The following is a 12,447-nucleotide window of genomic DNA, read 5'->3' as shown; positions in this document are numbered from 1 at the left end:
GTCTAAAGTCGATCTAAATACACACCGCCAATTAAGAGTAAATTCCTAAATTAACGACATGCCAAACTTCGACAAGACTTGGGCTCGACAAGAGACCCAAAGCGTAACTGGCAAACTCCGTGAAGCAGTAAAGCCTCAAGGTGCATTAAAACCACGAATCCAAACTGCAGTAAACAAACTACAAGTCCAAATCTCAAAAATGGACTCTATGTTAACAAAACTGCACGAAAGAGATGCGCAACTCTTTCAGAGAGTCGTGACTGCAATGCAGCAACATGATACTAGCACAAGTAGAGTTTTGTCTAACGAATTAGCTGAAATTCGTAAAGTTACAAAGATGCTCGGCAACGCAAGAATGTCATTAGAACAAGTCCAATTAAGACTTACGACTATTCATGATCTTGGCGATGCTATGGTAGCAATTGGACCAGCGATGTCAACAATGAAGGGATTGAAGTCATCACTAGGAAGATTCATGCCAGAAGCAGACTCAGAATTGAATACCATGACCCAGACACTCAATGGACTAATGATGGATTCACTTGCAGGAGACTCATTTAGCATGGAGTCTGATGTCTCAAGTGAAGAAACCGAAAAGATTCTTCAGGAAGCATCTGCAGTAGCTGAGCAACAGATAGGAGACAAATTCCCATCTGTACCATCCCCAACTGGACTTTCGTCTCAATCCTCTACTTCTACATTTGAGTAGATTGTAAAAGACGTTTAGTCTCTCTTTTTGTTTTAATTCCTTAAACTCATTCTAGTAATTTTTCTTTAAACGTCAATTTTTTGTTTAATACGAAATTTCCAAATGCGGCGGTTATTACTGCTAAAATCAGTGCTAATGGATATTCAATATGGTTACTATCTACTAGGAAATATACCATTCCTAACTGTACTAAAGCACCAAATGAACTAAACATAGCAAATTTTCCATACTGAGAAACTGTTTTTTTAATTCTGAAATCTCTATCCCCAAATGTCCATGCTTTATTTAAAATGAAATTTGTTGTAATTGATGCAATAATTCCAATAACATTTGCATGCAAATACCACATATCTGAAATTCCACCAACAAAAAGTAGTGAAATCAAATAATTTACAATAAATCCAGATGCGCCAACAGTATAAAATCTACCAGCTTTGTAAAGAAATTTTACTGATGAACGATTTTCTTGTTTTTCAAGTAGTTTGCCATATCTATATAATTTCCAAACTGATTTAGTATAATCAATTATTGTCTTTATTCCTAATTTGCTAGAACCGACTTCTCTATCTTGAAAAGTATATGGAATTTCTTTGATGTTTACACCTTTTGTTTTAACTAATAATTCTAAAAGGAATTTGTATCCAATTGCATCAATATTTAGACCTTTGAGAATATTTCGCTTAAATGCAAAAAATCCAGACATTGGATCATTTGTATCAACACCTAATCCTTTTTTTGCAATCAAAGTTGCAAACTTACTCATGAATTTTCTTTTAAATGACCATCCTTGAATTCTCCCACCCTTGATATATCGTGATGCAACTGCAATATCATATTGGTATTTTTTTATTGATTCTATTAATTTTGGAATGATTTGAGGAGGATGAGAAAAATCGCTATCCATTACCACAATTGTGTCTCCTTTTGCATGTTGAATTCCATTAAGAATTGCAGAACCTAGACCATCCTTTGTTTTTCTATGAATTATTTCTATTGTATAATCGGTAATTTTTTTCAAATTTTTGAGATAATCTTCAACAATTTTCCCTGTTCCATCTGGAGAGTTATCATCTACAATTATTGTTTGAGCTGAAATATTTTTTGGTAAATTCTCTTTAATTGATTTTAAAACATTCAAAATATTTTGAGACTCATTATATGTAGGAATTATAATTGATATTTGTAAATCATTATTTTTTAACTTATTTTGAATCATATATACTCGTACAAAAAATGAATTCTTATTAAATTTTTTAACTTATTTTATCTGCGGGTTTTAACTTGATTTAACTTATTAATCTTAAAAATTTTTAATTCTTGAGGCATTAAAAATTTGTGAATATGTTAGAAAATTATATCGTTAAAAAAGGAGCAAAAATTGGTAAAAATGTATCAATCGGACATAACTCTTTAATTTATTCTGATGTAATAATTCAAGAAAATACTAGAATCGGTCCTAACTGTATTATAGGACATCCCTCAAAAGCTACAATTCTTAATTCTAAAAAACTAGATCCTAAATTACAAAAAAGACTTTTAACTTCTAAAACAGTTATTGGAAAAAACTCTATCATTCGTTCTGGAACAATAATCTACTCTAATGTTAAACTTGGAAATAATTGTAATACTGGTCATAATGCAGTTATTCGTGAACACACTAAAATTGGAAATAATTGTATTATTGGAACAAATGTAGTTCTTAATGGTTTTACAAAAATTGGTAATTTTACTAGAATTAACACAACATGTGCATTGCCACAATCTACTATAATCGGTAAAGGTGTATTTTTGGCTCCTCTAGTAGCATTTTCCGATAACAAGAATGTAGTTATGGGAAATGGTAATGAAGCTCCAATCATTAAGGATTATGTTAGATTAGGTGTGGGGACCATAGTTTTACCAAATATTACCATTGGTCGTGGTTCTCTAGTTGGAAGTGGTTCTGTAGTAACAAAAGATATTCCTTCCATGTCTATTTGTTATGGAAATCCAGCAATAATAAAATCTAAAATTTCTAAAAATGAATTAATAAAATACAAAATGAGTGTTGAACATTAATTTTTGTTTGTTGTAATATTATGAAATTTAATAATTTTATATTAAAACACTACACAATAACTATTGAAAAAATCAGAAAATTCATGTGTAATAGTAATTGCTTATAATGAAAGTAAAGTAATTAAAAATCTAATTGAAGAGATTAAAAAATATTTTTCCGGGCCAATAATTATCGTTGATGATGGCTCATCTGATGATACATTAGAAATAATTTCTCAAACTCAAAAAAATATTTCTAATATTCATCTTATATCCCACCCAATTAATCTGGGACCTTTTGTAGCAATTCATACGGGGATAAAATATGCACTTAAACTAAACTGTAAATATTTTATTAATGTAGATGGAGATGGTCAACATCCCCCACAATTTATTCCAAAACTTTTACAACCTATTTATGATGATAAAGCTGATCTGGTGATTGGCTCTAGATATCTTATTGACACTGGTTATCAGACTAGTGCAACTAGATTAATTGGCATAAGGGGTAGTTCAAAGGCAGTATCTTTGTTTGGCAGACAAAAAATTACTGATGTAACCTCTGGTTTTCGTGCTTATAATCTAAAATGTGCTAAGGAGATGATGAAATATTATTTAACTGTGAATACAGTTTTTGAATTTACTTTACGATTTAGTAAAAGCGGGTATAGGATTTATGAAATTGCAATACCTATGAAAAAACGTGAATATGGAACTTCATATCTAAAATCATATAGATTACTTCTATACCCTTTCAGAATATTTTTTGAAATAATTAAAAGCTTTTTGTAAAGTCATGTTTTATAATATTTAATTAACTCACTAATGCCCCTGTCAATATTGATCTTGGGAATATAACCCAAAATCTCTACTGATTTCTGTGTAATTATTTTTGGTTTTACTGATTCGTTTTCATCTATTAGATTTTCATCTCTTACTATCTTTACATCTTTTTCAATTGATTCAAAAATTTGCGTCTTTACTTTTTTTGCCAAGTCATTAACAGAAAAAATATCTGGTCCAGATATGTTAAATATTTGGTATTTTTTAATTTCTTTTGTTATTGCAAGCGAATATGCAAAACATGCATCTGTAATATTTAGAAAACTCCTAAACTGATTTCCTGTTCCAGTAATAGTTATAGTACCTTTTTCTATTGCATTTTTAACAAATGCTGCCACCACATTTTGTTTTACAGTTAAACCAATTCCATAAAGATTTGATTTTCGTAAAATTATTGATGGAATTTGTGAATTTTCCGCAAATTCTTTTATCGCTAATTCTGCTTCTAATTTCTGTTTTCCATATTCCGTTACTGGATAAACTGGATCAGACTCATTAAATATTTCTGCATTACCATATATTGCTGACATTGTAGATGCAAAAACAAATTTTTTTATATCATTTGACTTGATAGCGGCAAGTAGAGTTTTTGTTCCTGAAACGTTGATTTGTTTGGAAAATTCTGGTAATTCTTGGCATTTTTTTACATCTGCAATTGCTGCTAAATGGATTATATGCTCAACCCCATCTGTTATTTTTTTTAACTTCTCTTTATCTTTTAGATTATTTTTAAAAAATTTAATTTTTTTAGTATCTATTTTTTCTTTAAATTCTTTTGACGGTTCTATTGTATCTAAAATTTTTATTTCATCTATGATTTTATTTTCTAATAGATTTAACGCAAGAAAGGAACCTACCCATCCACATCCTCCTGTAATTAATAAAGTCATTTTATTTTGTTTTTACTTTCTTCATAATTGATATTACTTCATTGATATCGTCATTTGATAAACCTGGATGATTAGGTAATCCAATTAATCTACCAGCAATTTTTTCTACATTTGGTAAAAATACTTTAGAATAATCCAACTCGGTTGGCACCAAACCATTAAAATTATTTTCTAATAATACTGGTTGTTTGTAAAGTGGTTCAGTATATCTATGTCGTACTTCTAATCCCTTTTCTAGTAAAAACTCTCTTAATTGTTTTCCTGACATACCTATTTTTTCTTCATCAATTTTAAATGCACACCAAAAAAATGTATGTTTTACATAATTTGGAATATGTTGTGCTTCTAACCAACTTAGAGATTCTAATCCTTTCCTTAGTTTGTTTGAGTTACAGATTCTTTTCTTGTTTAACATGTCTAATTTCTTTAATTGTACAATTCCTATTGCAGCATGTATTTCACTCATACGGTAATTGTATCCTAAATAGACATGATCATTTCTATTAGTCATTCCATGATTTCTAATTGCTCTGATCTTGTTGGCAACATCTTCATTATTTGTAGTGACCATTCCTCCTTCGCCTGTAGTCATGTTTTTTGTTGCATAAAAACTCCAACAATTTGCATCTCCAAAAGTTCCTACTTTCTTACCTTTGTATTCTGTACCATGTGCTTGTGCACAATCTTCAATAATTTTGATATTTTTTGATTTTCCAATATCACAAATATGATCCATTTCTGCGGCCATTCCAAAAAAGTGTACTGGAATTACTGCACGAGTTTTCTCTGAGATTTTTTTTTCCACATCTATAGGATCTATACAATATGTATCAGGATCCAAATCTGCAAAAACAGGAGTTGCTCCTTGATGTAATACTGCTTCAACTGTAGCAAAAAATGTTAAAGGAGGAACAATTACCTCATCTCCAGGTTTAATACCTAATGCAATAAGAGATAGATGTAATGACGACGTTCCGCTGCTTGTAGCGATTGCATATTTTGCTCCTATGAACTTTGCAAACTCATCCTCAAATTCCTTTGCTTTTGGACCATCTGCATATCTACCTGATCTTAATACATCTGCTACTGCGTTAATTTCTTGTTCATCAGTTATTGGAATTGAAACTTTAATCATCTTCATTATCTTCTCCTGAAATTTTTTCTTTTAATGCAAGCTTTTGCACAAGTGATTTGATTTTATTATTTAATGAATAAACATTTGTAAATAAAACGTATACCAAAATAAATAAAATTACATTAGTGATAATTAAAGCAATGATAAAAACATCTCCAACTTCAAGTAAACTAAGTAACGCTTGTGGAGCTTTTGGAATAATAAATGCTAATAATGCTACACCCCAAATCGTTATCCAAAATAAAAATGCCCCTTTTCCAATTCGCTCTCTTTTATAATCAGTAATTGCTTTACCTATCAAAAATAATGAAATAAGTAATCCAATTATTTGTAACACTTGAAATGAATCATTGAAAATTGATGTTTCAGCCATATCTTAAGTCTCTTTTTTCATATTTACTCTTGTAATATACAATCAATAAATAAATTGTATATGCAATAGATGATAAAACTACTGAAATTGCAAGACCAATCTGTTCAAAAAGTGGTGCAAATATTCCAATAAATAATAACAAAGAGCCAATCCTTACTATTGCAGAGTAGCCCACAGTTGTTGATTCTCTAGCTTGTAACTTAGCATTAATGATATGTGACATTGTAATGGGAATTATTGCAAGTATCATTATTTGCATTGATTGTATTCCTTTGGAATACTCTGGTAAAATTATTGGTATTGCATGTGGAACTAAAATTATAATAAAAATTGTAACACTTGAAATCAATCCAAAAACACCTAAAGCTATTTTATTTCGGTTCTTACCTTGTGATTCCTCTGGTAACAAAAATGAATGAAGCGCAGTAGGAATAACCTCTAATGCTAGCAAAACTTGTAAATTAAATTGATAAATACCTACAGTTGAAAAACCCAAAATTGGAACAATTAATAGCTTATCTATCATTTTAGGCAGATTTGTAGAAGCATCTACTCCAAAATTATTGAACAGAACTTTTGAAGTATTCTTTATTTTTGAAAAATTTTTTGAAATTTTGATTAGCCTAAGATAAGAAATACTTGGTAAAACATTACTAGCAATCAAGCCCAACATAACTCCAGAAATTCCTAAGGGAATATAGAGAACTAATGGAATTATAATCATAAGAATTCCTTGAATACATACAAGTTTGAATTGTTCTTTGTATTTTCTTTGTCCTAACAAATTAAAAAAATTCATTAAAAATAATGATGTTCCAAGTGATAAGATTGCTGCAAAAAGATTGATTGGTATCAAAATTATTGCAGCAATTGACGTCGTGATTATTGCTAAAAAATTAATTTGATTTGCTTTTTCTTCTTCATTCTTGCTTTGAAAAATCGCTGAGCTGTATGGTAAACCAAATCTAGAAATGATAGAAAACGTACCAGCTAATGCTATGATATAACTAAGATTTCCATATTCTTCTGGTGTCATAAAAAATACAAATATTATGTAGAATAGTGCATGTGAACCTGAGTTGACTATTCTAGATGCTACAACAAATGAAAATTTTTTAAATGATTTTTCCAACGTCATTCTTTGTATTTACTAATAATTGTTAATCATGGAATTAGATCTTGTGGCTCCCCATCTCTCCATTTTAAAATTTTTATAATGGACTCTCTCTTCTTTTCAATTCTGTCTTTATGAACAATCAAATCATCTAACATTTTTGAAATTTCATCATTAATGTAATTTGTAGGTTTGAAACCTAATTCTTTTAATTTTTGATGTTCAGCATTGTAATAATTATCTTCACTTTCAACTCTTGGATTTTCAATATGTTTTATTTCAACATTCAATCCTTTTTGATTACCTATGTTCTTAACTCTATGTGCTAAATCATCAATAGAATACTGCTCATCAAATTGATTAACAACTCTATAATTTTCATCGGTTGGTGGATTTTCTATTAGTAATGAAATACATTGTATTGAGTCATTTAGTGCCAAAAATCCTCTTTTTTGTTTACCTTTACCATATGGTGTCAATGGATGATTGATTACCGCTTGAGCACAAAATCGATTTATTGCAGTACCAAAAGCTTCATCAAAATCGTATCTCGTATGATCCTCTTCTTCAATAATTTCTTGAGTTCTTGTTCCATAAACAATACCTTGCATAATGTCAGTAGATTTCAATCCCCACAATTTGCAAGCAAACATTATGTTATTGCTGTCATGAACCTTGCTCCAATGATACCAACTTCCAGCTTGTTTTGGATATGGAATCATTGCTTTCTTACCTTTGTATTCAATTTCAAAAAACCCCTCTGGTATATCTAATCCTGAATCATATCCATATTCTCCCATAGTACCTAATTTTACCAAATGTGTATTTGGACAATGATTTTTTATTGCGTAAATAAGATTGAAAGTTCCCATCACATTGTTGTATTGAGTATTGCTTGCATGTTGTTGATCTATCATGCTAAATGGTGCTGATGGTTGTTCTGCAAGATGCACAATTGCATCTGGTTGAAATTTCATTACAACATTATTGATTAATTGAGGATCCAAAATACTTCCTAAAGTAAAATTGATTCTATTTCCATATCTTCTTTTTAGATTCTTTATTCTTTCTTGAATGGTAAGAATTGGAATAGCAGACCATGAGCCTAATTCTTGAACATTTTTTCTTCTATCTAGATTGTCAACACCATATACCTCATTTCCTCTTGCAAGCTGATGTAGCGCAAGTGGCCAACCAATGTATCCATCCATGCCTAAAATTAAAATTTTCATAATTTCTCTTTAAACTCCTGAATAAAAAGGATAAAAGAAAAAACTCCTAGATTTTAATTCCAAAATGGAAATTATCATATATTCTCAATCCTATCTTAGTTGGCTATAAAACACTGAAAATTTATCGCTTTTCACAATAAAAATTAGAAATATAAAAAATATAAAAAATATAATCATAGATGATCCAAACTCTGGAAGAGATTTGTCAGGAGAAACAATCTGTCCCCATTTTGTTGGAGGTGGGATCTTATTTAACTCACTAATTTCTTGTGGCCAAATAATTGGATCATTTCTATCAGAGTCAATTACAAAAACTAAAAATCCATAATTATCTGATCTACCAATTACTTCAGTTGGAATTTTAAATTCGTAACTTGCATGAGGTTTTTTAGAATATCGATCATTTTCATCTGACATTGTTCCTACTCCGATAAACTCATGGTGATTTTGTATGATCATGAAATTATTTTCCACATTTTCACCATGTCCTCCTTGTAATGTTACACCCTTTGAAGAGCCAAGCACTGATGTGAAACAGTAATCATCTTTATCTGGATTTGTAGATTTGTTATTTTTTGTATCAAAACAAATTGTAGCTTTATCTTTTTGCCAACTTATTGTTTCATCAACTAAAACATCTATCATAAAGTACACATAATTTCCAAAATGTGCACTTCGAATAATTGTTTGTGGATTTACTTGATTAACACTTGTAGGTTTCCATTCTGTAATTGTAGTCCACTTTCCATCAAAAACAATATCTAACATTTTTTCAGACTTTGTAATCATTATAGATTCAGCAAAAACTAAAGTTGATAATCCTGTTGTGCTAATTAAAAACAATGTAAGAATACCAAAAATAATAATTTTTAAATCTAACAAATTTCTTCTAGCTTCATGTTTATATCTTCGCAAATTTAAGTAAATTTGTGAAAATAATTATTGGCATTATTATTGCAATTATAGCCATAGGCATTATTGCCTTTGTAACTGTTGATTTTTTCAATGTCCCTAACGAAACTTCTGAGATTAATTCCGATACTGGCAAAATCTTTACAAGAACCATAAAAGATTCAATTTCTCCTTCTACGTCTCCTTAAATGACCAAATTGGATCCTTTTACTCACAATAATTACCAAAAAGTTCAAAAGGAGATTTTTAAACTATAGAATATGGACAACCGAATAGCTATCATGTCTGTAATTGCTGGAGTGGCCTTTGTTGGTGGAATATTTGTTATGTCTGCTCTACAAACAGAATCTCCAACTGCTAATGCCCTTTTAGGTCTTAAAGGACATGTAACACTTACAGTATATGATGAAAACGGAAACATAAAACAATACGTTCAAGGTGATAACTCCATTTTAAATGATGGACACAACTGTATTATTGAAGACATTCTGCACACAGAAATGACAAATTGTGCAGGTACTGCTGGTTCAAATTCTGTCTTTAACCAAGTAGCAATTGGAACCTCTGGTACTGCATCTACACAATCACAAACTGGACTTCTTGCAGGAACTGGCGATACAAAAATTGGTACAGTAGGCAATACAGTATCTGCTTCAGGTGCTACTGGTGCATCTGCTGATGTAGTAGCTACATTTACTGATCCAGGAGTTGCAACTTACAGAGAAGCAATTTTGCTCAATTCTGACTCTGACATTCTAGCTAGAAATACCTACACAGCAGCTCCATTAACTACTGCAACTGATGATCTAGTAATCACTTGGACAATCACTTCTGATTAGTTCCTTAAGGAACAACTTTTTTTCCTTTTATTTTTAATGATTAGCATTGATAAACAAAATTTATTCAAAAATAATTTTCATTTTTAGTTTCACAATAATATTTTTTTATCAAATTTCTGTAGTTTTTCCAGCACTTATAATCAGATCTTCTAGTGGAACATCCATTCCTTCAATAGATCCTTTTGAATTAGGTGTATTTTCAATTCCTTTCATTTCTATTAACTTCATATTCTTTGTAACTTATGTATTATTTCAAAAGAAAAAATTAAGATATTTCAACTCTGTTTTAGATATTCTAAAACATTTTGATATATCAAAAAACAAATCATTACTGTGTTTAATTGTAATATTATCTGTTTACATAGTATTTAGTTATGGGGAGATACTTGAACCTGAAATCATACCTGATCGAAAAAATGTAATCAGCGACTTAGAAGTCTGGGGCAAGTCTGATACATTTTTTGAAAATATTTCTGCATTACATACAAAATTATTTTTTTTGGTTGCATCTGATTTAATTTTTGAAAATATGAGAGTAATACCATTTTTTGCTAGTATTTCACTATTAATTGTAAGCTATTTTTTTACAAATAAACTTACATCAAAAAATTATACAGGTCTTATATCCGTGCTTGTAATTGTTCAAAGCTATATTTTTAGAGAATATGACACAATTATTACATATTCCAACTTCTGGACATTGTTTTATGTCTTATCTTTGTATCTTATTCACAAAGCCTGGCCTTTGTCTTCTATAAGTTATGTTCTTTCTTTTTTCGCAAAACCACTTACTTTAATGTATTTTCCTTTAAATATTCTCTATATACTAACAAACTCGGAAACAAAAAAAAATAAAATTATTGCATTAATTCCTTATTCACTATTGTTTACGGGAATTTCAATCTTGATTTTATTTCTAGTCCCTGCATCGAGTCTACAACCAGAAAATTTTGTTTGGCATCCGCCCAAATTCTTTTCAGGATTCACTGTACTTTCATACCAACTTAGATATGATCTATTCATTATGATGTCATTGTTACCAGTTAGTTTTTTACTATATAAAAAATCACAACAGGGAATAAAATATGCAGATTCTTTTCAAATTTTAATTGCTGGAATACTGTTAACAGGACCACTTTTAGTAGGACTACTCAATTATCAATTAAATCCATATAGACTTCAGCCATTTATAGTATTTTTTGCAATTGGTGTTGGTCTATTATTTGCTCATAAAACTTTTAGGCACAACCAATATCCATCTACTTGATATCTTGTCCTCTGGTTCTTGAAAATGGCCATGGGTTCTTGCATTCAACACATTCAAAGTTGCATTGCCTATATCATGTGAACTCAAATAAAACATTCCTTCTCCAGTCCTGGTAATGAATTCCTTATATTCCTGTAGAAATCTTCTATTTCCCTCTTTGACTAATATAATACTATCAATATTTTCATCAACCTTCATTGTCGAATTTAATCCAATTGCTGTAAAAAAATCTCTTGGAACATACTCTGTAATTGTTATTCTATCACTTTCACTATAACCAATAAGATTCCCATCTTTATCTCGCATAACTGTTTGTATAATACCATCAAATCTTTTTGTTGGCATTTCATGAAACGCTAAACGAAGATTTTGTAATGCATATACATTATCTGGATCAATATCAAGTGCTTTTTCTAAAAGTTCAGCACTTAATTGATATTCTTTTTTTTGTTTAATTAATAATGTAGCTTTGTTAACTAATGCATCTGTATGATTTCCATCTATCTCTAATGCTCTATCAAAATATTTTTGTGAATCATCAAAATAATTTTGAAATCCTAATCCAATACCTATGTTTACTAATGCTGATAAATTCTTGTTATCTATCTCTAAAGCTTTTTCAGCAAATTCTCTACTTACATCAAATTTTTTTTCAAATAGCAATATCCTACTTTTTCCATTAAGTGCTTCTATATTATCTGGTTCTATATCCAATACCTTATCGAAATACACCATGGCATCATTATTCTTGTCATCATTTTCAAATTCTTTTGCAATCTTAATTAATTCATTAACATCTTCAGAAAAAACATTTGTGCTAAAAATTGGAATTAAAAATAAAATAAAAACAATAATTGCTAACCTGTTTAGCATATCTTTAATTATTTTATCACTATAATATTTTTTTGAATTTAAAATTCTTGAAAATGAACGATTATTCTCTTGCCATTTTGGTAATGAAAATTCAAGAAAATTCCTTATTGGCAACAGATCTGCCTCATGTGTTCCCAGCCTCTTAAGTGCAAAATCTCTTAAATATTTGTGAATAAGATTGTTAAATAATAATTTAAAATTTTTCATATTTTCTAATATCTGT

General features: G+C 29.7%; 14 protein-coding genes. 5 read left to right on the top strand and 9 right to left on the bottom strand.

From position 1 onward, the window contains the following. Positions 1-58: 58 nt before the first annotated feature. The gene (locus tag NsoK4_RS08895) at positions 59-709 is read left to right on the top strand and encodes a Snf7 family protein (RefSeq protein WP_211687184.1); all 651 of its coding nucleotides are present in this window, start codon (positions 59-61) and stop codon (positions 707-709) included. Between the two features lie 46 nt (positions 710-755). Here the strand turns inward: NsoK4_RS08895 and NsoK4_RS08890 are convergent, their stop codons facing one another. Next, entirely contained in the window at positions 756-1,925 is a 1,170-nt protein-coding gene (locus NsoK4_RS08890) for a glycosyltransferase family 2 protein (RefSeq protein WP_211687183.1), read from the bottom strand. Positions 1,926-2,050: 125 nt separating this feature from the next. Between NsoK4_RS08890 and NsoK4_RS08885 the strand changes: the two genes are divergently transcribed. Continuing rightward, positions 2,051-2,767 (top strand): DapH/DapD/GlmU-related protein, encoded by a 717-nt coding sequence (locus NsoK4_RS08885; RefSeq protein WP_211687182.1) that lies wholly within the window; start codon positions 2,051-2,053, stop codon positions 2,765-2,767. A 63-nt stretch (positions 2,768-2,830) separates the two neighbouring features. Then, positions 2,831-3,538 (top strand): glycosyltransferase family 2 protein, encoded by a 708-nt coding sequence (locus NsoK4_RS08880; protein ID WP_211687181.1) that lies wholly within the window; start codon positions 2,831-2,833, stop codon positions 3,536-3,538. Positions 3,539-3,540: 2 nt separating this feature from the next. Here NsoK4_RS08880 and NsoK4_RS08875 read toward each other — a convergent pair whose 3' ends face one another. From NsoK4_RS08875 to NsoK4_RS08845, 7 genes are all read right to left on the bottom strand, one after another. Then, positions 3,541-4,479: an NAD(P)-dependent oxidoreductase gene (locus tag NsoK4_RS08875; RefSeq protein ID WP_211687180.1), complete on the bottom strand. Its 939-nt coding sequence runs from the start codon at positions 4,477-4,479 to the stop codon at positions 3,541-3,543. A gap of 1 nt (position 4,480) precedes the next feature. Then, entirely contained in the window at positions 4,481-5,620 is a 1,140-nt protein-coding gene (locus NsoK4_RS08870; RefSeq protein ID WP_211687179.1) for a DegT/DnrJ/EryC1/StrS aminotransferase family protein, read from the bottom strand. After that, positions 5,607-5,987, bottom strand: a complete 381-nt coding sequence (locus NsoK4_RS08865) for a DUF2304 domain-containing protein (protein WP_211687178.1) — start codon at positions 5,985-5,987, stop codon at positions 5,607-5,609. The genes NsoK4_RS08870 and NsoK4_RS08865 overlap by 14 nt, the downstream gene beginning before the upstream one ends. After that, complete coding sequence (locus NsoK4_RS08860; protein ID WP_211687177.1) at positions 5,980-7,125, bottom strand: lipopolysaccharide biosynthesis protein; 1,146 nt, start codon at positions 7,123-7,125, stop codon at positions 5,980-5,982. Before NsoK4_RS08860 ends, NsoK4_RS08865 begins: the two co-directional genes overlap by 8 nt. Positions 7,126-7,151: 26 nt before the next feature. Continuing rightward, positions 7,152-8,333: a UDP-sulfoquinovose synthase gene (agl3, locus tag NsoK4_RS08855; protein WP_211687176.1), complete on the bottom strand. Its 1,182-nt coding sequence runs from the start codon at positions 8,331-8,333 to the stop codon at positions 7,152-7,154. Between the two features lie 90 nt (positions 8,334-8,423). Next, complete coding sequence (locus NsoK4_RS08850; RefSeq protein WP_211687175.1) at positions 8,424-9,215, bottom strand: hypothetical protein; 792 nt, start codon at positions 9,213-9,215, stop codon at positions 8,424-8,426. A gap of 19 nt (positions 9,216-9,234) precedes the next feature. Further along, positions 9,235-9,399, bottom strand: a complete 165-nt coding sequence (locus tag NsoK4_RS08845; protein ID WP_211687174.1) for a hypothetical protein — start codon at positions 9,397-9,399, stop codon at positions 9,235-9,237. A 106-nt stretch (positions 9,400-9,505) separates the two neighbouring features. On the opposite strand from NsoK4_RS08845, the gene NsoK4_RS08840 reads away from it, so the two are divergent. Together NsoK4_RS08840 and NsoK4_RS08835 are read left to right on the top strand one after the other, a co-directional pair. After that, entirely contained in the window at positions 9,506-10,084 is a 579-nt protein-coding gene (locus tag NsoK4_RS08840) for a hypothetical protein (RefSeq protein WP_211687173.1), read from the top strand. A gap of 46 nt (positions 10,085-10,130) precedes the next feature. Further along, entirely contained in the window at positions 10,131-11,351 is a 1,221-nt protein-coding gene (locus tag NsoK4_RS08835) for a hypothetical protein (RefSeq protein WP_211687172.1), read from the top strand. Here the strand turns inward: NsoK4_RS08835 and NsoK4_RS08830 are convergent. Further along, the gene (locus tag NsoK4_RS08830; RefSeq protein ID WP_211687171.1) at positions 11,304-12,431 is read right to left on the bottom strand and encodes a tetratricopeptide repeat protein; all 1,128 of its coding nucleotides are present in this window, start codon (positions 12,429-12,431) and stop codon (positions 11,304-11,306) included. The two genes, NsoK4_RS08835 and NsoK4_RS08830, sit on opposite strands and share 48 nt — an antisense overlap. Positions 12,432-12,447 lie beyond the last annotated feature (16 nt).

The organism is Nitrosopumilus sp. K4, assembly GCF_018128925.1.
Lineage (GTDB): Archaea > Thermoproteota > Nitrososphaeria > Nitrososphaerales > Nitrosopumilaceae > HKST03.
Note: the sequence above shows the minus strand (reverse complement) of the source record. Positions and strands in the feature narration are given on the sequence as shown.

Excerpts from the sequence above, each read along its gene's own strand:
- NsoK4_RS08830 (WP_211687171.1), bottom strand. The coding sequence starts at position 12,431 with ATGAAAAATTTTAAATTATTATTTAACAATCTTATTCACAAATATTTA.
- NsoK4_RS08840 (WP_211687173.1), top strand. The coding sequence starts at position 9,506 with ATGGACAACCGAATAGCTATCATGTCTGTAATTGCTGGAGTGGCCTTT.
- NsoK4_RS08885 (WP_211687182.1), top strand. The coding sequence starts at position 2,051 with ATGTTAGAAAATTATATCGTTAAAAAAGGAGCAAAAATTGGTAAAAAT.
- NsoK4_RS08890 (WP_211687183.1), bottom strand. The coding sequence starts at position 1,925 with ATGATTCAAAATAAGTTAAAAAATAATGATTTACAAATATCAATTATA.
- NsoK4_RS08865 (WP_211687178.1), bottom strand. The coding sequence starts at position 5,987 with ATGGCTGAAACATCAATTTTCAATGATTCATTTCAAGTGTTACAAATA.
- agl3 (WP_211687176.1), bottom strand. The coding sequence starts at position 8,333 with ATGAAAATTTTAATTTTAGGCATGGATGGATACATTGGTTGGCCACTT.
- NsoK4_RS08875 (WP_211687180.1), bottom strand. The coding sequence starts at position 4,479 with ATGACTTTATTAATTACAGGAGGATGTGGATGGGTAGGTTCCTTTCTT.
- NsoK4_RS08860 (WP_211687177.1), bottom strand. The coding sequence starts at position 7,125 with ATGACGTTGGAAAAATCATTTAAAAAATTTTCATTTGTTGTAGCATCT.
- NsoK4_RS08895 (WP_211687184.1), top strand. The coding sequence starts at position 59 with ATGCCAAACTTCGACAAGACTTGGGCTCGACAAGAGACCCAAAGCGTA.
- NsoK4_RS08845 (WP_211687174.1), bottom strand. The coding sequence starts at position 9,399 with ATGGTTCTTGTAAAGATTTTGCCAGTATCGGAATTAATCTCAGAAGTT.
- NsoK4_RS08870 (WP_211687179.1), bottom strand. The coding sequence starts at position 5,620 with ATGAAGATGATTAAAGTTTCAATTCCAATAACTGATGAACAAGAAATT.